General features: G+C 68.3%; 17 protein-coding genes. 8 read left to right on the forward strand and 9 right to left on the reverse strand.

The features are described 5' to 3' along the window. Positions 1-12: 12 nt before the first annotated feature. The 4 genes from AC1VNM_RS16550 to AC1VNM_RS16565 all read right to left on the reverse strand — a co-directional run bounded on the left by AC1VNM_RS16550 (position 13) and on the right by AC1VNM_RS16565 (position 4,136). Positions 13-471, reverse strand: a complete 459-nt coding sequence (locus AC1VNM_RS16550) for a (2Fe-2S)-binding protein (RefSeq protein WP_377160787.1) — start codon at positions 469-471, stop codon at positions 13-15. Next, entirely contained in the window at positions 468-1,265 is a 798-nt protein-coding gene (locus AC1VNM_RS16555; protein ID WP_483107627.1) for a hypothetical protein, read from the reverse strand. Before AC1VNM_RS16555 ends, AC1VNM_RS16550 begins: the two co-directional genes overlap by 4 nt. A 316-nt stretch (positions 1,266-1,581) precedes the next feature. Then, positions 1,582-3,147: a GGDEF domain-containing protein gene (locus tag AC1VNM_RS16560; RefSeq protein ID WP_483107628.1), complete on the reverse strand. Its 1,566-nt coding sequence runs from the start codon at positions 3,145-3,147 to the stop codon at positions 1,582-1,584. A 65-nt stretch (positions 3,148-3,212) separates the two neighbouring features. After that, a complete protein-coding gene (locus AC1VNM_RS16565; RefSeq protein ID WP_483107629.1) occupies positions 3,213-4,136 on the reverse strand; it encodes a class I SAM-dependent methyltransferase in 924 nt (307 codons plus the stop codon). 109 nt (positions 4,137-4,245) lie between these two features. Here AC1VNM_RS16565 and AC1VNM_RS16570 point away from each other — a divergent pair, with 109 nt between their 5' ends. The 7 genes from AC1VNM_RS16570 (at position 4,246) to AC1VNM_RS16600 (ending at position 11,184) form a co-directional block, all read left to right on the forward strand. After that, positions 4,246-5,034, forward strand: a complete 789-nt coding sequence (locus AC1VNM_RS16570; RefSeq protein WP_431099938.1) for a helix-turn-helix domain-containing protein — start codon at positions 4,246-4,248, stop codon at positions 5,032-5,034. Then, the gene (locus tag AC1VNM_RS16575) at positions 5,031-5,684 is read left to right on the forward strand and encodes a VapC50 family PIN domain-containing toxin (RefSeq protein ID WP_483107630.1); all 654 of its coding nucleotides are present in this window, start codon (positions 5,031-5,033) and stop codon (positions 5,682-5,684) included. The genes AC1VNM_RS16570 and AC1VNM_RS16575 overlap by 4 nt, the downstream gene beginning before the upstream one ends. 111 nt (positions 5,685-5,795) lie before the next feature. Beyond that, positions 5,796-6,272 carry a DUF4124 domain-containing protein gene (locus tag AC1VNM_RS16580; RefSeq protein WP_483107631.1) on the forward strand — a complete coding sequence of 159 codons (477 nt, stop codon included), beginning with the start codon at positions 5,796-5,798 and terminating at the stop codon, positions 6,270-6,272. Positions 6,273-6,596: 324 nt separating this feature from the next. Beyond that, on the forward strand, positions 6,597-6,881 hold the full coding sequence (locus AC1VNM_RS16585; RefSeq protein ID WP_483107632.1) for an EF-hand domain-containing protein: 285 nt from the start codon (positions 6,597-6,599) through the stop codon (positions 6,879-6,881). A 488-nt stretch (positions 6,882-7,369) separates the two neighbouring features. Beyond that, positions 7,370-8,713, forward strand: coding sequence for an HlyD family secretion protein (locus AC1VNM_RS16590; protein ID WP_483107633.1), 1,344 nt, complete (start codon positions 7,370-7,372; stop codon positions 8,711-8,713). After that, positions 8,710-10,869, forward strand: a complete 2,160-nt coding sequence (locus AC1VNM_RS16595) for a peptidase domain-containing ABC transporter (protein WP_483107634.1) — start codon at positions 8,710-8,712, stop codon at positions 10,867-10,869. Before AC1VNM_RS16590 ends, AC1VNM_RS16595 begins: the two co-directional genes overlap by 4 nt. Before the next feature lie 120 nt (positions 10,870-10,989). Further along, entirely contained in the window at positions 10,990-11,184 is a 195-nt protein-coding gene (locus AC1VNM_RS16600) for a hypothetical protein (RefSeq protein ID WP_483107635.1), read from the forward strand. A gap of 174 nt (positions 11,185-11,358) precedes the next feature. On the opposite strand, the gene AC1VNM_RS16605 is transcribed toward AC1VNM_RS16600, so the two are convergent. The 4 genes from AC1VNM_RS16605 to AC1VNM_RS16620 all read right to left on the reverse strand — a co-directional run bounded on the left by AC1VNM_RS16605 (position 11,359) and on the right by AC1VNM_RS16620 (position 16,121). Beyond that, complete coding sequence (locus AC1VNM_RS16605; RefSeq protein ID WP_483107636.1) at positions 11,359-12,150, reverse strand: transporter substrate-binding domain-containing protein; 792 nt, start codon at positions 12,148-12,150, stop codon at positions 11,359-11,361. Positions 12,151-12,418: 268 nt separating this feature from the next. Beyond that, positions 12,419-13,120, reverse strand: a complete 702-nt coding sequence (locus AC1VNM_RS16610) for a dienelactone hydrolase family protein (RefSeq protein ID WP_483107637.1) — start codon at positions 13,118-13,120, stop codon at positions 12,419-12,421. Positions 13,121-13,168: 48 nt separating this feature from the next. Continuing rightward, positions 13,169-14,263: a porin gene (locus AC1VNM_RS16615; protein WP_483107638.1), complete on the reverse strand. Its 1,095-nt coding sequence runs from the start codon at positions 14,261-14,263 to the stop codon at positions 13,169-13,171. Positions 14,264-14,282: 19 nt separating this feature from the next. Beyond that, positions 14,283-16,121, reverse strand: a complete 1,839-nt coding sequence (locus tag AC1VNM_RS16620; protein WP_483107639.1) for a CPBP family intramembrane glutamic endopeptidase — start codon at positions 16,119-16,121, stop codon at positions 14,283-14,285. A gap of 352 nt (positions 16,122-16,473) precedes the next feature. Here AC1VNM_RS16620 and AC1VNM_RS16625 point away from each other — a divergent pair, with 352 nt between their 5' ends. Beyond that, the gene (locus AC1VNM_RS16625; RefSeq protein WP_483107640.1) at positions 16,474-17,295 is read left to right on the forward strand and encodes a substrate-binding periplasmic protein; all 822 of its coding nucleotides are present in this window, start codon (positions 16,474-16,476) and stop codon (positions 17,293-17,295) included. Positions 17,296-17,579: 284 nt separating this feature from the next. On the opposite strand, the gene AC1VNM_RS16630 is transcribed toward AC1VNM_RS16625, so the two are convergent. After that, complete coding sequence (locus AC1VNM_RS16630; RefSeq protein ID WP_483107641.1) at positions 17,580-18,434, reverse strand: ureidoglycolate lyase; 855 nt, start codon at positions 18,432-18,434, stop codon at positions 17,580-17,582. Positions 18,435-18,508: the final 74 nt, after the last annotated feature.

An 18,508-nucleotide genomic window follows, 5' to 3' on the forward strand; every position in this document is an offset into this window, starting at 1 on the left:
TGTCGATCTCCTTCAGGCCAGCGCGAGCGCGGCGTCCTTGACGGCGGCATGGATCCGCACGTAGGTGCCGCAGCGGCAGAGGTTGGCGCTCATGGCGGCGTCGATGTCGGCGTCGCTGGGCTTGGGGTTGGTCTTGAGCAGCGCGACGGCGGCCATGATCTGGCCGCTCTGGCAATAGCCGCACTGCACGACGTCGTGCTTCACCCACGCGTCCTGCACGGCCAGCCCGATGCGGTCGCCGCCGATGGCCTCGATCGTGGTGATCTGCTGGCCGGCCACCGATTCGATCGGCGTGACGCAGGCGCGGCGCTGCTCGCCGTCGATGTGCACGGTGCAGGCGCCGCAGACCGCGATGCCGCAGCCGAACTTCGTGCCCGTCATGCCCAGCGTGTCCCGCAGGACCCACAGCACCGGCGTGTCGCCCGGCACGTCGACTTGTTGCGCTTGCCCGTTGAGGCGGAACGAGATCATGGCTGGCTCCTGGTCACGCCGGCCCGGGCGGCGTTGTTGCTGTTGGCGTTGTTGGCGCTGTTGCCGCCGGCGCCGCCACGGTTGGCGGCGTTGCTGGCCGGGGCGTCATCGGTGGCGAGGGCACGCAGGTGATCGACGACGCCGCGTGTCGCATCCGCCTTCGTCGTGCCGACGGACTTGCGCAGCGGCTCGGTGGCGTCGCAGGGCGCGCCGTTGCGGATCCAGGCTCGGACCTGCTCGTCGAAGGTGGCCTTGTCCAGCGGCGGCAACGCGCGGCCGGGTCCCGGCTTCCAGCCCCAGGCGACGAGGTGGTCCGTGACCATGTGCTGCTCGAGCATCGCCAACGAGCGGTTGCCGTTGGTCCTGGGCTCGCGGAAGACCTTGCACAGCGCCGCGCCTTGCAGGCCGACCCAGTTCATCTTCATGTTCGCCGGCGGCATGTGCCAGCCGGGCTTGCCGTCGGTCTCAAGACCGGGCGGCGCATGCTGCAGCGGGCTGTTCTGCGTCGAGTGGCAGGTCGCGCATTGCAGCGGCGCGACGCCCTTGCCATCGGCGCCGCGCTGCACCGGTGGGTAGTGCAGGCGGCTGAAGTCACCCTGCAGCGGGGAGTCCGGCACGTGACAGTTCAGACATCGCGGATGCTTCAGCACCCGCTCCAGCTGCGCGAAGGCGGCGAGCCCTTCCTGCCGGTTCGGCGTGGCCGAGATCGGCGTCGGTTGAAAGTTGGCGGGGCCGTCGGCCGCGTGGACGAGCGGCGCGGCGGCCGCCAGCCCCAGCACCGCCGTGCACGCCACAGCGCAGGATGAGGTCAGCGGCCCGGACCACAAGGAATCCCGCAAGGAACCCCACAAGGAATGCCAAGAGGAACCCCACGAGGATTCCCAAGCGAAGCGAGCACCCATCTCGACCTCCTGATTGCTGCGGCGTGACCCCGGAAGAAGCCCTGCAGGCGTCCCCTCGGAGCGCCCCTGGCAGTCTAGAAAGGCACAAGGGGTCACGGCTTGCCTGATGCGACGCGAAACTTGCCCGATCCAGCGGCGGCGGTGACGGGCAAAACTTGCGCCTGCTGGCGTCGGCGCGGGCGCTCAATGGGCGCTCAACGGGCGCGGTTCAACCGGTCTGGACGCCGTTTCGCCCGGCAGCCTTGACGCGATACAGCGCCTCATCGGCTCGGGCGAGCATGACCGACGGATCGACCGGCTGCAGGGTCTCCGCCACGCCCGCGCTGATCGTCAGTGCCGGACCGTCTGGCCAATGGGTGGGGCCGTGGGCGTGGAGGCGCTCCCGCACGCGGCGACAGACGGTCGCCGCCGTGCCGCGGTCGCCCTGGACCACCACCACGAACTCGTCCCCGCCGAGCCGCGCGGCGAAGTCCGTCGGCCGGCATTCCGAGACCAGCAGCTTCGCGACGATGCGCAAGGCCTCGTCGCCCGCGGCATGGCCGAAGCGATCGTTGACCTGCTTGAAGTGATCGAGGTCGATCAGCGCCAACCCGACCCCGGCGCCGAGCCCGGCGCGGTTCAGGACCCGCGCGAACAGTTCGTCGAAACCGCGCCGGTTCATCAATCCGGTCAGCGCATCATGCCGCGACTCCCGGTGGGCGCGGTCGAAGTCCAGCGTGACCGCGAGCGAACGGGCCCGCTCCTCCGCCAGCGCCAGCACCTGCGTCTCGCGCCAGCGATAGAACTCCCGGTGCGCCGCGAGCGCGCTGCGATAGTCCCCCAGCTGTTCGTGGGCCAGCGACGTCTGGAGCTCGAGTTCGTCCAGCAGGACCGTGGCGCCGCTGCGGGTGGCCGCCTCCTTGCCGCGCGCCAGCGCGTCGAGCGCCTTGGCGGGCTCGCCGGCTTCCAGCCAGGCGCGCGCCCGCGTCAACGACGCATAGAGCAGGCCCAGGTCGTTGCCGTGCGCGGTGAACGACGCTTCCGCCTCGTCCAGCGCGCGATGCGCGTCATCCAGGGCGCCCTGGGCGACCAGCGCGGTGGCGAGCGTGTCCAGGAAGGCGGCCCGGTCCCCCGGCAGCAGTTCCTCGCCATGTCGCCACACCTGGCAAGCCTCCGCGACGGCCTCGTCGGACCGCGCCCGCCAGTCGTCCTCCCGACGGCTCTTGGCGCGCTGCGCGCCGCGTGCGAGCGCCAGCGCGACGTTGCTGCGCAGCCGCAGCCTCAACGGGCTGGACACGCTGGGGGCGGGCAGCTCGAGCGCCTCGCGGAGCACGCGCGCGGCCTCGTCGTGGCGGCCCATGTCGTTGAGCACAACGCCCAGCACGTTGTGGACGCAGGCCTGGACATCGGGCCAGCCGCTGCCGCGGGCCAGCGGCAGCGCGCGGTTCAGGTCCTCCAGCGCCAGCGCCTGACGACCGCCGACGAGATTGCGGATCGCCAGCGAATGCAGCACCAGGGCCTCGCCGCTGAGGGCGCCTTCTTCCTTGAAGAGTTGCCGGGCCCGCAGGGCCGTCGCGTCGGCGGCGTCCAGATCGCTCTGCAGCGCCTGGACGCGCGCCAGCAGCGCCAGCGCATAGGCCAGGTGAAGACGCTGCCCGGAACGGGTGAACTGGCCGATCTCCTGTTCCAGCTGCGCATGGGCCTGCGCATGGCCCAGTGTCAGCGTGCGCATCAAGCGCGCGACGTCGGGATCGGCGCGCAGATCGCGCTCGAAAGAGAGGACTGGGTCGGACATGGTGGCGAATGACTGCTTCGGTCGTCGGGCTGCGCAGGCAGTTCTGCGAGCCGATGACAAGGACGTTATGGCGAGGGGTTCCGGTACACCAGCACCTTGAGCGAACGTTCGTCCGACAGGTCGGCGAAGGCCTCGGGATTGGCGACGCGTTCGATGAACTCGAGCTCAGGCGCTTCCGCAGCGATCGTGCCGCGCAGGAAATCGGTGCCGAGCTTGGGCGTGTTCAGGCACACGAGCGCATGGCCGCCGGGCGCGAGCAATTCGGGCAGCTTGCGGGCGAGCCGCGCGTAGTCCTTGGTCGCGACGAAGCTGCCCTTCTGGTAGCTCGGCGGGTCGAGCACGACGAGGTCGTAGGGCGCGCCGCGCCGGATCTTTCCCCAGGAGTTGAAGATGTCGTGCGCGTGGAACGCGGCGCGGTCCTGCACGCCGTTGAGCTGGTGGTTGCGCCGGCCGGTGGAGAGCGGGCCGCGCGCCATGTCGTAGTTCTCCACGGCGCCGGCGCCGGCGTGCAGCGCGACGACGGAGAAGGCGCAGGTGTAGGCGAACAGGTTGAGCACCGTGCCGCCCGGATGCGCCTGCGCCCAACGCCGCACCCAGCGGCGGCCTTCGGCCATGTCGAGGAAGAAGCCGTGGTTCTGGCCGTGCGGCAGGTTGACGTGGAAACGGACGCCGTCTTCCTCGACGACGTGCTCGTCGGGCAGCGCGCCGGCCATCAGGCGGTTGGTGGGGCGGTTCTCGTCGCGATGCTGGAAGAGCCAGTTCAGCGGCTCGCCGGGCGCGATCTCGGCCCAGCGCGCGGCGAGCGCGTCGCCGATGCGGGCGAGTTCCTCGTCCGCGACCGGCGCGAAGCTGGTCAGCAGGAACACCGGCGGATAGGCGTCGAGCGCCCACTGCTCGCAACCGGGGAACCGGCCGCCGCGGCCGTGGAAGACGCGGCAGGCGTCGGTGGGCCGCTGGAGCGTGGCGATGGCGTCGAGGAGCGCTTGCATGGGAGGGTTCGGGGAAGGGGCGTCAGTGTAGACAGGCGGCGCTGACTTCGACTGGTTAGCTTCCTTTCGTTATTTTCGAGTTCATGGTGACGGCGCTAGGATAAGCCGCATGAGCACCTCGAAGCCTTCCACCTCCGCCCGTCCGTCTCGCAGCCGCCGGGCGACGCCGCCGCCCGCGCCGACGGCGGAGATCGAGAAGCCGCGACGCAGATCGAAGCCGATGCGTCTCGCGCCGGGCGCGAGCAACAGCGCGCCGGAGTCCGTCAGCGCCGCCATCCAGCGGGCGCTCGCGATCTGCGCACATTTGAGCGAAGACGATCCCTACCCGGCACCGGAGGCCCTGGCCGACGTGCATCGCACCCTGGAGCAGGCGCTGACCGATCTGGAAGTGCTGGCGAGTTCGGTGATGCGGGTGAGAGATCAGACATTTGGGGATCGACGAGTGAAAGTCGACTATCTGATGGACCCGACCCAGCCGGGATCGGTACTGCTCAGGCTGGTGCCGTCGACGGCACCGGGCGTGGTCGAGCCCGCGTCGGATCTGATCCGGACATCGGAGGCGGCGAAGCTGCTCGGCTTGAGCCGGCCGCATGTGGCGATGCTGTGCGATCGGGGCGAGTTCGGGCCGACTGAGAACACGGATGGCGGTCACCGCCGGGTGTCACGCCCCGGTGTCATGGCCTTCAGGGAAAAGCACTTGCGTGAACGGGCGGCGCTCGATGACATCGAAGTGCTGACGCAGGAACTGCGCGCACGCGAGCACAAGGAACTGCTGGCGGCGGCCGCTGCATCCGGTATCCGGTGGACAAAGATCTCCGAACAGGGCCAAAAGAAGTCAGGGCGCGCGGAGACGTCGAAGACCATCGCGCTGTCGAAGCGGGGGAAGGTCGCTCGATGAAACGTCAGATGGAATGCACCAGCGCCTCGTTGGACGCGCTGTTGGAATCGACTCATGCAATCGCTTTTCTGGATGCCAACATCCTCGTGCCGCAATACCTGAGGTCGACCTTTCTCGACCTCGCTCAAGCAAGACTCTTTCATCCTCGCTGGACCTCACTTGTCCTCGAAGAGACTCGCCGCAACCTGCTTGACGTGGAAGGGCGATATCGACTTCATCCTGCCGCAGTGGAAAAGTTGTTCAAGGACATGGAACGCTCCTTTCCCGATGCCATGGTCGGTGGCGCCGATCCACTCATGTCGCTCTTCGACGGAAAGACCGACGTCAAGGACCGGCATGTCGCCGCGGGTGCGTTACGGGCCAGCCTGATGACAGCACCGCGGACCACCGTCGTCCTGGTGAGTCACAACATCCGAGATCTTCCACAGGGTGCGTTCGATGCGCGAGACGTGCTGGTGGCGACTCCCGACCACTTTCTGCGTCGTCTGATTGCACGCTTTCCCGCAGTGGCTTCCGGCGTGTTGTCCAAGCTATGTGCCAGGTTTCGTCGCCCTCCGGTGTCCAAGCAGGTGTTCTTGGCGCTCCTGGCCGGCTCCGGCTGTCGCCGCACTGCATCCACGCTCGCTGGACTGTGGGGCTTCGAGGCGTAGAGGACGATCGTCTGGCCGGTATGCGATCCCCTCAAGGGGTGATGCAGTCCTCGAGCCCCCTTCGCTACAGTCCTGCCTTCCACAAGAACAAGCGATTCCAGGGAGGGCGCCATGGCATTTCAGGCGCAGAAGAACATACAGCGGTCCGACTTCAAGGACTGCCTGAGGACAACGGCGATCGCGGCCGCGCTGACGTTGCCGGCCCTCGCCGCGCAGGCGCAGCAGGTCTACAAATGGGTCGACGCCAATGGGCGGGTGCAGTACTCGCAGCAGAAGCCGACCGACGCCGCCACGCCCCACACCGAGGTCAAGCCGCCACCGCCGCCCCAGCCGGTACCGGTGCCTCCCCCCGTCGCTCCGTCGGCACTGGAGTTCCGGAAGAAGCAGCCGGCAGCCACCCCGGCACCGCGGCAGACCCCGTCCGTGCCGCCCTCGCTGTCGGAAGGCCTGAACCGGGAGACCGACGCCTATCGATGCGCGCTGGCCAAGGACATCCTGGCCGGCGCGGTCCGGCACTCGAATGGGGCCCGGACCGACGACCACGATCGCCAGGTCGCGCAGAGCGACATCCGCTTGTTCTGCAAGTGAGCGCCAGGCCGTGGGAACGGTCTCATGTCGCCAGAACGCGATTTCTGCGACACGTTCCAGCGATATGTCGTCGGCGACGACATGACATCGGACTCATGTCGTCAAAACGCGATTTCTGCGACATGAGCCTTTTCCCATGTCGTCGGAACTCGATTCTTGCGACACGTTCTGTCGACGTGTCGCTATCAGCGGCATGTCGTGTTGTTGCGCCCGACGACGCCAACGACACCCCAGGCTACACCCGTTGACGAAGCTTTACCGGCGGCGCATCAACGGCAGCGCATGCGGCGGCGAAGCTACGGACTCCACTTCAGCGGAGTTCACATGAAAGCAGTTCTGACCGCCATGGCCGGCGCCGTGATCGCGACCCTGGCCCTCACCGCCCTGGCCGCGCATGCGCAGAACGGCAAGGCCGCCCAGAAGCTCGAGGACCGGTTCGCCGCCGCGGACAAGGACCACGACGGCAAGCTCACCAAGGCCGAAGCCGAGGCCGGCATGCCGCGCCTGGCCAAGCACTTCGACGAGGTCGATACGCAGAAGAGCGGCGCCGTCACGCTCGACCAGGTCAAGCAGTACGCCGCCGCCCAGATGAAGGACCGCAAGAAGTAAGGCCTCCGCCCGCATGCGCCGCACGCTCCCGACGGCGCAGGGCGGACGACAGGCAACGACTGGCCCCCTTCGCGGCGCCCCGCCTTCCCCGGCGTGGGCGCCGCGCCACATCCGGGCCACAAATCCGTTGGCGGACACCGACCGCCCCTCCCCGATCCTGAGCAGCCAGTTTGTGGGATCTGCGGAAGCCTCGCCCTCTTCCAGGGGAGTCCGACCAGTCGACAACCACCCATCTGGATAGCCCGACGACATCGACGTGTGGTGCATCCACACATCCGCGCCATATCCACGGCGTCGACAGCCCGGACGCCTCGACACGAGCATGTCTCCGGGAGGAAATCAATCCTCTTTCGGAGCCCCCTCCCCGCCGACGATCCGACGGCGTGGAAGCGTCCAAGAATCCGACCTGTTGCCGCAGCGCGGCGTCACGGGCGAACACACATCTCATGTTTCGGGCAGCGGTCAGGGAGGCACGGCAGGCCTCATGGATGGGGAGCATCCGCGTCGCGCAGCGACCGGAGTCCGCGCTCGTCGCGGCGATCGCGGTGGTGTTGGCGCTGGCGTTGATCGGCTTCGCGCTGATCGGACAGGTCTCGCGCAAGGCGCGGGTGCCCGGGCTGCTGATGCCGGTCGGCGGACTGCTGCAGGTCGCCGCGCCCCTGGCGGGTCAGGTGGAGGAACTGCTCGTCGACGAAGGCGACGAGGTGCGACGCGGGCAGCCGCTGGTGCGCGTGCGCAGCGAGCGCCTGGTCGACGGTGGCGACATGACCGCGCTCAACCTGCGCGCGGTCGAGGCGCGTCGGGAGAGTCTCGACACTGAGCGTCGACTGCAACGGCGTCAGGCGGAGGAGCATCGCGAGACGATCACCGGCCGACTGCGCAGCCTGCGCGTCGAGACGGACCAGGCGAGCGAGGAACTGGACATGGTCCGCCAGCGCGTCGCGCTCGCGCAGCGGAGCCGCACACGCTACGCCGCGCTGGCGGCGAACGGCTACGTGTCCGAGATCCAGGCCCAGCAGAAGGACGAGGAACTGCTGGACCTCCGGGCGCGGGAGCGCGGCGCGCAACGGGCCATCGAGACGCTGTCGCGCGACGCCCAGGCGCTGGAGGCGGAGCTCGCCTCGATCCCGACGGGCCTGGCCACCTCATTGACGCAGCTCGACCGCGTCGTCGCCCAACTGGAGCAGGAACGCGCCGAGCTGCAGGCCCGGGCCGGCGTCGCCGTCACCGCGCCGCGCGACGGACGCGTGAGCGCGTTGCCGCTTCACGCCGGACAGGCGGTCCAGGCTGGTCAGACCCTGGTCACCCTCGTTCCGACGCCAGATGCACTGAATACGTCGATCACGCCGAACACGTCGAACACATCCGGCACATCGAATGCTTCGAGCGCATTGGCCTCACCGACCAGCTCGCGCACATCGATCTCGTCGACCGCGGGCGCAGCACCACGCCTGCTCGCCGAGCTCTACGCGCCGAGCCGCACCGTCGGCTTCGTCCAACCCGGTCAGCCGGTGTGGCTGCGCTACGCCGCCTATCCGTACCAGAAGTTCGGCATGGCCCGGGGCGAGGTCGCCCACGTGAGCCCGACCCCCATCGCGCCGCAGGACCTCCCAGCGGGCCAGGCACAGGCGCTCGTCAGCGCGGCGCAGGCCAACGAGCCGCTCTACCGGATCGACGTGCGGCTGGACCGCGAGGACATCGCCGCCTACGGCCGCGCGCTCCCCCTGCGGGCGGGCATGGCGCTGGACGCCGACGTGACGCTCGAACATCGCCGCATCTGGGAATGGGTGCTGGAACCGCTGCTCGCAACGGCCAAACGGGTCCAGCCTTGACTGTCCGCGCCCAGCCCCTCCTCCAGTCCGAGATCGCCGAATGCGGCCTGGCCTGCCTGGCCATGATCGCGACGGCGCACGGGACCGCCGTGACCCTGCACGAGCTGCGCCGCCGCTTCCCCGTCGCGCTCAAGGGGATGCAACTGCGCGACCTGATCGACGCGGCCGCCGGCCTCGGCCTCGCGGCCCGGCCGCTGAAGCTGGACCTGACGCTCCTGGGCAAGCTCGCCATGCCCTGCATCCTGCACTGGGACCTGAGCCACTTCGTCGTGCTGACGAAGGTGCGCGGCCGGGTCGTCACCGTGCTCGATCCCGCCGTCGGCGAGCGGCGGCTGACGCTCGCCGAGGTCTCCGCGCATTTCACCGGCGTCGCCGTCGAGCTCAGCCCCACGGCCTCGTTCCAGCCCGCCGCGCCCGCGCCGCGCGTGTCGCTGGGCGCGCTCACCGGCAAGGTGCTGGGGCTGCGCCGCTCGCTGACGCAGATCCTGCTGGTCGCGCTGGTGCTGGAGCTCTTCGCGATCGTCGCGCCGCTGTGCAACCAGCTCATCGTCGACGACGTGCTCAGCGCCGGCGACCGCGACCTGCTGAAGGTGCTCGTCATCGGCTTCGGCCTGCTGCTCGTCACGCAGACGGCGCTCGGCCTGGCGCGCTCGTGGATGCTGATCCTGCTCACGCAGACGCTGTCGCTGCAGTGGCGCGGCAACGCCTTCGCGCACCTGCTCCGGCTGCCGGTCGGCTTCTTCGAACGTCGCCACCTCGGCGACATCACCTCGCGCTTCGGCGCCGTCGAGGCGATCCAGAAGACGCTGACCACCTCCGCGATCGAGGCCGTGCTCGACGGGCTGATGGCCGTGGCGGCGCTGGTGATGATGGCGCTGTACGCGTGGCCGCTGGCGCTGGTGGTGCTCGGTTCCGTGGCGCTGTACGGGCTGCTGCGCTGGGCCGCCTACCGGCCGCTGAAGGAGGCCTCGGCCGAGCGCCTCGTCGTCGCCGCGCGCGAGAGCACGCACTTCCTCGAGACACTGCGCGCGATGACGCCGCTGAAGCTGTTCGGCCGCGAGCAGGAACGCCGCGCTCAGTGGCAGAACCTGATCGTCGAGGTCCAGAACCGCGACGTCCGCACCGCCAGACTGTCGATGGCGATGAGCGCGGCCAACACCTTCCTTTCCGGCGTGGAGAACCTGCTGGTGCTGTTCCTCGGCGCCGGCCTGATCCTCGACGGGCAGCAGGCCGGCGCCGTGACGATGACGGTGGGCATGCTGTTCGCGTTCCTCAGCTACCGGACGCAGTTCACCGGACGCGTGTCGGCGCTGATCGACTTCGTGGTCGAGTTCCGCATGCTCGGCCTGCATGCCGAGCGCCTGGCCGACATCGCGCTGGAACCGCCCGAGTCCGACGAGGCACCGGTCAGCGACCTCGCGCACCTGGACGCGAGCCTGGAGCTGCGCGACGTCAGCTTCCGCTACGGCGAGCGCGAGCCGTGGATCCTGCGCCATGTGAGCCTGACCGTGCCGGCGGGCCAGAGCGTCGCGATCACCGGACCGAGCGGCGCGGGCAAGACGACGCTGCTGAAGCTGCTGCTGGGCCTGCTGGAGCCGGTCGAGGGCGAGGTGCGCTACGGCGGCATGCCGATGCGGCAACTGGGTCTGAAGAACGTGCGCAGCCGGATCGGCACGGTCATGCAGGAGGACGTGCTGCTGACGGGTTCGCTGGCGGACAACATCGCCTTCTTCGACGCCCGGCCGGACCTCGAGCGCGTGCGGGCCTGCGCGTTGATGGCGCAGATCGACGAGGACATCCGCGAGATGCCGATGGGGTACCAGACGCTGGTCGGTGACCTCGGCAGCGGCCTGTCGGGCGGCCAGAAGCAGCGGCTGCTGCTGGCGCGCGCGCTGTACCGCGGGCCGACGATCCTCGCGCTGGACGAGGCGACGAGTCATCTGGACGTCGAACGCGAGCGCGCGGTGGCGGCGAACCTCGCCGGCCTGCCGCTGACGCGGCTGATGATCGCGCACCGGCCAGACACGATCGCGGGCGCGCAGCGCGTGGTGGTGCTGGAGCGCGGCGCGTTGCGGGAGGCGACGCCTCTCCCCCTTCCGGTGGCCCCCATCGCTGCCCTCTCGCGGGGGAGTTTCTTCCCGGGCTCGTCGACCTAGAGTTGATCGCACATCGACGACGGACCGGGCCTTCCAAGGCGACCTCGCCGATGCGTGTTCATCCGCGGCATGGGGCTGCGGATGAGTGGATCCTCATGACTGACATGACTTGAAAGGTCGATGATGTTTGAAGAGCTGACGACGCAGGAGATCGCGCTGGTGAGCGGCGGTGATAGCTGGGCCGGAACGCCCGAAGGCCGCGCACTGTGCCAGGCCACGGCGGAGTTCCTGACGGGCACGGCGAGCAGTGCGCAAGGCCAGGGAGAGGTGGCGGGCGCGTACGCGCTGACGAAGACGCAGAACAAGAGCCGCTGATCGTGGCCCTCGGGCCGGGACGTCTGCGAGAGGCTTGCAGACGTCCAAGAGAAAAGGGCCGGCGCGAGGCATCGCGTCGGCCCGTTGGGGTGATCCATCGATCACCGGCAGATCATGGGATCGATCCGCAAGTTCGATCAGGCATCCGGCGGCGATCCACCGGACGTTCAGCGATCACTTGTTCTCGATCGGCTTGCTGACGTCGCGCTCGAACCATTTGGTCGAGATCTTGGCGTAGGTGCCATCGGCCTGGAGGTCGGCGAGGGCCTTGTCGATGGCGGCCTGGAACTTGGGGCTGCCCTTGCGGAACGGGATCGCGTTGGTGGCGGGTTTGCCGATGGCGGCACCGGCCTTGATGGGCAGCTTGGTCTTGTCCTTGAGGTAAGGGATCAGCAGGCTGTCGTTGAGGGCGGCGTCGATGCGGCCGGTGGCGAGGTCCTGCAGGTACTCGGTGGCGCCGGGATAGGTGCGCACGTCGGTGCCTTCCCAGGACTTGGCGAGTTCGGCGAAGTTGCTGCCCTGGCCGACGCCGATCTTCTTGCCCTTGAGGTCTGCGGCGGTGTTGAGCGGGCGGGTCTCGTTGGCGCGGATGATCAGCTGGGGATACGAGGTGACGTAGGGGGCGCTGAAGTCGAAGGTCTTGCGGCGCTCGTCGGTGGCGGCGACCTGGTTGACGATGACGTCGTACTTGCCGGCCTGCAGGCCGGCGAGGATGCCGCTCCACTCGGTGGTGGTGAATTCCGGCTTGACGCCGAGCTTGGCGGCGAGGGCCTTGGCGATGTCGACGTCGAAGCCGTCGAGCTGACCCTTGGCGTCCTTGAAGTTGAACGGCGGATAGGTGCCTTCGACGGCGACGCGCAGCGTGCCGCGCGACTTCACGTCGTCGAGCAGATCAGCGGCCTGGGCCGCAATGGAGGCGCCGGCGAGCAGCGCGGCTGCGATCAGGGAAGTGCGGAGTGCTTTCATGGGGCCCCTCGTTGTTCGTAGGAAGGGCCGATGTTGCCACCAGTCGCCCACGTCAACGGGCATATGGATATGCCGTGCAAGACATGAGGGACAGCATGAGGGACAGGCGGTCGCATCCCAGGTCCGCTGGGAACCCGACGCACGGGCTGAGCGTCCGCACGGGCTGAGCGTCCGCACGGGCCGAGCGTGCGACACGGGCTGAGCGTCCGCACAGGCCGAGCGTGCGACACGGGCTGAGCCCGCGGCGCAGGCTGTGGGACGATGGCGGTCAGGCGCTGCCGAGGTGCTCGCGGAAGAACGCGATCGTGCGGTCGTTGGCGAGGGTGGCGGCCTCGGCCTCGTAGTGCTGGCCGCCGCGGCGCGCGAAGGCGTGCGAGCGGCCGGGATAGGTGTGGATGGTGATGTTCGGATTGCCGGCGAGCGTGTCGCGGATCAGTTGCTGGGCCTCGGCGGGCATGTACTCGTCGCTGCCGGCGAGGTGCATCAGCAGCGGGGTGGCGATGGCGCGCCCTTCCTCGACGTAACGCTCGGTGGCGCCGCCGTAATAGGCGACGGACGCGTCCGTGCGCTCGCGGGCGGTGGTGCGGAAGGTGAGCAGGCCGCCGAGGCAGAAGCCGGTGATGCCGACCTTGCCGTTGCAGCCGGGCAGGCCGCGCAGGTGCTGCATCGTGGCGGCGGCGTCCTCGACGCCGGTGTCGACGTTGAAGGCCTGGTAGAGCGCGAAACCCTTCTTCCATTCCGCTTCGGAGCCGTCGGACATCTCGACGCCGGGTTCGAGGCGCCAGAACAGGTCGGGGCAGGCGGCGATGAAACCCTGGTCGGCGAGCCAGTCGCAGGTCTCGCGCATGTCCTTGTTGATGCCGAAGATCTCCTGCATCACCGCGACGGCCGGCGCGGAAGACGCCTTCGGTCGGGCGAGGTAGGCGCCGAACGAGCCGGCGGGCGTCGTGATGGTGATGCGTTCACCCATGGCGGGTCTCCTTGAGCGGTTGGCGACGAAAAGGTTGACGACGAAAAGTCAGAACGCGTGCCGCATCCCCAGCGCGAACACGGTGGGCTTTTCCCCGACGCCGACGCCCAGCGGATTGATCGCGAAGTCGTAGGCGGCGCGCGCCTGGTTGTCGATGCGCGAGACGTAGGCGTAGAAGCCGGTGCGCTTGGACAGCGTGTAGTCCGCGCCGAGCGTCCATTGCCGCGAGCCGGTGTCCTCGCCCGCCGAGATGAAGCCGATGCGCGTGCCGGCGGGGCCCTTGCCCTCGCCGGCATGGGTGAAGCTGGCGCGCAGGTTGGTCGGGCCGATCTGCCAAGTGGCGGCGACAAAGGCGCTGTCGCGCGTCAATGCGCCGAGCGGCGTCTCGTAGCGCAGGCGCTCGACCGCGGCGGCGAGGCGGCCCGGGCCGAAACGATACGCGGCGCCGAGCTTGGTGGCGGAGTCGGTGAGGTGCGGGCCTTGGTAGTCGCGGTGCTGCTCGTGGGCGAGCGCGAGGTTCCAAGGGCCGTCGTCCCAGGTGATGGAGGCGGAGAGGAGCTGCGGGCGGGCGCCGTTGGGGCCGATCTCGCCGTCGTTGAAGGCGTAGGCGACGCGGCCTGTGAGGCCGTTCCACGCGGGGGTCCAGTACTGGACGATGTTCTGCTGCCGCCGGTCGAAGGACGCGGTGTTGCCCAGGTGGTTGGTGGTGGGCGCGGAGCCGTTGGCCATCAGGGCCATGTAGCCGGCGGTGGTGGGATACCAGGGGTCGAGGGTGCTGGTGGACAGCAGGTACGGCGTGCCCCAGTGGCCGGCGAACAGCAGGCCGTAGGGGGTCTGCAGCCCGACGCGGGTGTCGCGGTTGGCGAGGGACGGCCCGACGCCGGTGTCGAGGGCGAGCGAGCCCTCGATCTGGAACAGCGCCTGGACGCCGTCGCCCAGGTCCTCGACGCCGCGGAAGCCGATGACGGAGCGGTTGTTGGACTCGCGGTAGACGGCGCGGTCACGGGGGGCATGGCTGGCGTCGGCGTGCTCGAGCGACACGTTGAGCCGACCGTAGACCGTGACGGTGGATTGGGCGTGGGCGGCGGTCGCGGCGAGCGCGAGACCGCCGAGCATGAGCGATGGGAAGGAGCGGTACTGCATCGGAGCGGGCGAGGTGGCGTCACGCCGATGTTGGCGCGATGCCGCAGATCGCGGCTCTCTCGTTCGGGGGAGAACCAAGTCGCCGTGCGTTCGCCTCGGCTGCCATGCGCCACCACCATTCGAACGCCACAGCGAGCGCCAGCAACAACGCCCCATAGAGCGGCCATGCGGAGATGAAAGCGTCCGGAGAAATGAATAGCTCGTTTGTGAAATGCGTTCCCGCGATCATCTGGCCGGCGATGTTGAGCGTCAGGTGCAGGACTGTGGTGCAGACGATGGATCGCGTTCGCATGAAAACGAGGGCGAGGAGCAAGGCGCCCGGCAGGATGAATGTTGCGTTCTCGAAAGGGTGGACGCCTGCGAACAGCAGAGCCCCGACGATGGCGCCGGCCCATTCACTGCGGAAGAGCCTGCTCAGCAGCGACTGGATGAGCGCTCGGTGAAACACTTCTTCCTCGATCACGCCCACCACCAGTGGCAGGACGGTGCCGAGCCAGTAATGCGGGTCGGCAGTCAAAGGGCTCATGGGCGCGAAGAGGCCGGCGCTGAAGTCATGCGGGAGCACGATGACTGCGGCCAAGGCCGGCATCAACGCAGCCGCGACGGCCAGGCTCACCGTCACTCCCGGACGGATTGCCAGCAGTTCGCGCAGGCTTGGCCCCCGTCGGAGGAGGGCCAGCACGGTCACTGCGACGCCGGCTTGCACGAGAAGGTTCATGCGCCACAGCAGCGATCGGGTCAGCCATTCGTTGTGATCGATCAGCGCGATCCACAAGGGGCGAAGCAATTCGCCAGTCAGTGTGCAAAGCGCAATCGCCAACGCGATCAGCAGCAGGTTCTTCGCGAAGGCCCTGATCAATTGCGTCTGGCGCGGCGAGCGCCGATACCAGAGCTCGACGGTGAAGGCGAGGAGTAGAACGCCCAGGAGCAGGAGCGGTTTGGTGACCAGGAACTCTTTGGGCGCCAGGAAGCTAGCCTCCATGAAGGTGCCGCCCTGCAGGATGCCCGACGACAGATCGAGGGCGACGCGAATCGCAGCGATGCACACCAGCGACTGGGTGCGGATGAACACAACGCCCAAGAGCATCGCGGAGCAGAAGGCCATTGCCTGCTGACCATGCGGCTGACTGGCGCAGCAGAGGACGGCGGTGAGCCCAAGTCCCATCCACCGGTTGCCAAACATCCGGGTGAGCGTGGACTGCAGGATCGCGCGATTCCAGATCTCCTGCTGGAACGCGCCCAGCAGGAGCGACAGGACGGAGATCGTCCAAGTCGGGAAATGATCACTCGGGTTGATCGGTCGGAACTGCGAATGGACGGCGGCTGGAGTGATCGCCAATGTCGCTGCGGCAAAGAGCATCAGCGTGGCGATCGCCATCGTGATGCTGATCCGGGGGACCGGTCTCAACAGCTTGTGCCACGCGGGGCTGGCCTTCAGGGAGACAAATGCGCCCAGGAGCGCCAATCCGGACAGCGTGAGCTCAATGTTGAGATAGAGACGAAACTCCCCCCGATATCCGAAGTCGAATACTGTCCACAGGTGCGGCCCCTCGATGAACTCGGGCCAGTTTCTGAGCGCCAAGGCCAGGACAAGGAGTGGTGTCCACTTGGCGATGCGGCGCAGCTTTCGATAGAGGAATGGGAGATGAGGAACGCGCGCGATATTTCCGAGCATGACTCTGAGCGGAGCAATTGGAGCCGTGCATGCTAGGCATCGAAATGAGGTGCAGACTTGCGCAGCTTTTTGCTGCTGTTTCTGAGGAATATCCAGGCTCGCCTTCAACAGGTAGCTTTCGCGTCGTGGATGTTTTCGCATCCACTCGAACCGAGCGAATCTCGGAGATTCGAAAGCGAACATGCAAGTCCTGACAGACCAAGAGATCGATATGGTGTCCGGCGGCGACAGCTGGGCTGGAACGCCCGCTGGACGCGAGCCGGTCCCGATGCCGCCGACCGACTTCATTGACTGCGTGCGACAGGAATCCAGTTGGCCAGGCGTCAGCGAGAGTTCTGCAGTGATTTCCTGCGGGACGCAGAAGCTCTATGAATGGATCAGGATGTACTGACCCATCCTCTTTGAAGGGCGCTTCGGCGCCCTTTTTCATGCCGCTCGCGGCCTCCCAACGCTTCCTTCACCAAGCCTTCAACCATCGCGGCTAGTCTCCCCACCAAAGCCGGACACACCGGTGCGGAAGAGAGCGATCGTGGCCATGCAGCGCGTCAAGGGCGTGAGCGTCGGGGAGGCCCCGCGGGTGGCGGAGGGCGTGACCGCCTTCGCGCCGGGGATGGGTGTGCGCCGCCGCGCCGTGGCGCTGGCGCCGCTGCTCGCGCTGGTCGCGGGCGGGAAGGCGGCGGGTGCGCCGGTGATGCCCGTGATGCCGGTCGTGCCGCTCGCGCTGCCGGAGGGGATCAACATCGCGCGGATCAAGCCGGTGCTCGAGCTCATCGGCCGGAGCGCCGAGCTGGCGTGGGACTGCCAGCTGGTGCCGGTGCCGCGCATGCTGGCGATGGTGGAGAACGGCTGGACGATGGGGTTCGGGGCCGGGAAGTCGTCGAACCTGTCGTCGCGGCTGCTGTTCTCGGAGGACGTCTTCGTCAGCGGGGTGTGGCCGATCGCGCGGAGCGAGGTGGATCGGGAACTGCGCGCCGTGGAGGACCTCAAGGGCCTGCGGGTGTGCGTGGTGCGGGGGCTCGACTACGGCCGCGCGCTGGAAGCGGCGAAGGGGTCGATCTACGCCGCGGAGTACGTGTCCGGGGATTTCCGGACGAGGGTCCGACAGCTCATGGCCGGCCGTTGCGACGTGCTGCTGGCGAATCACTTCAACACGGATGTGCGCGCGCTGAGGCAGCGCATCGCCGACTCGGGCGGCAACCTGGAACGGCTGAAGGTCGGCCCGTCGCCGCTGGGGACGCTGGGCGAGCGCTTCGTGACGGCGCGGGGGAGCAGCCTGGCGGCGCTGATTCCGGCGCTGGATCAAGCGGTGAGGAGCAATCGGCGCGAGATCGGGCAGTTGCTGGCGGCGGAGGAGTGAGGATCCTGCGTCACACCGTGAGCGCTACGCCCCGCTGATCATGCCCTGCTCCAGACCCGGACGCGGCGCTTCGCTGGAGGATGCACGGATGTCGTCGACGACGCTCCGCTCGGTGGGGTCCAGGCGCCGTAGGCTCGCTGGTAGAGCTTGTCGGCGACGTAGGCCTTCGCCGCCGCCGAGAGGCGAGGAACCCGCGGTCATGAATGGCATGACCTGGCACCAGTTCGAACTGCAGATCGGCGAGGCGTTTCGGCAGCCACCCATGCAAAGGCCAGTGACGCGGCTCACGCTGCGACGGTCTTCTGCGTCTGCACGCCCAGCCCTTCGATGCCCAGGCGCATCGTCTGGCCCGGCTTCAGGTAGACAGGCGGCTTCTGGCCCAGGCCAACGCCCGGCGGCGTGCCGGTGGAGATGACATCGCCCGGCTGCAGGCTCATGAACCGGCTGAGGTAGCTGACGATCTGCGCCACGTTGAAGACCATCGTGCGCGTGTTGCCGTTCTGGTAGCGCTTGCCGTCGACCTCCAGCCAGAGGTGCAGCGCCTGCGGATTCGGCACCTCGTCGGCCGTGACGAGCCACGGGCCGATGGGACCGAAGGTGTCGCAGCCCTTGCCCTTGTCCCACTGCGTGCCGCGCTCCAGCTGCCATTCGCGCTCGGACACGTCGTTGACGACGCAGTAGCCGGCCACATGCTTGAGCGCGTCGGCTTCCTCGATGTAGCTGCCACCCTGGCCGATGACGACGCCCAGCTCCACTTCCCAGTCGGTCTTGACCGAGCCGCGCGGGATCTTCACGTCGTCGTCCGGGCCGGTGATCGCGCTGGTCCATTTGGCGAACACGACCGGTTCGGTCGGCACGGGCAGGCCGGATTCGGCGGCGTGGTCGGCGTAGTTCAGGCCGATGCAGATGAACTTGCCGACGCGGCCGACGCAGGGACCCACGCGCAGGTCCCGCTGGGGCGTCCCTGCCACCAAGGGCAGCGTGGTCGGGTCGATGGCGCCCAAGCGATCCAGTCCTGCGGGCGTCAGGACATCACCCGCGATGTCGGCAATGAGGGCCGACAGGTCGCGGACACGGCCCTGTGCATCGAGGAGGCCTGGTTTTTCCTGGCCCGTCGGGCCGTAGCGCAGCAGTTTCATGGATGGTGTCCACCGTTGCCTTCGACCCAGAAGTGTGGGTGTGCGTCGATCCGCTTCATGGAGGTGCTTTTTCC

The sequence above is a fragment of the Mitsuaria sp. MSU3D genome (assembly GCF_056867975.1).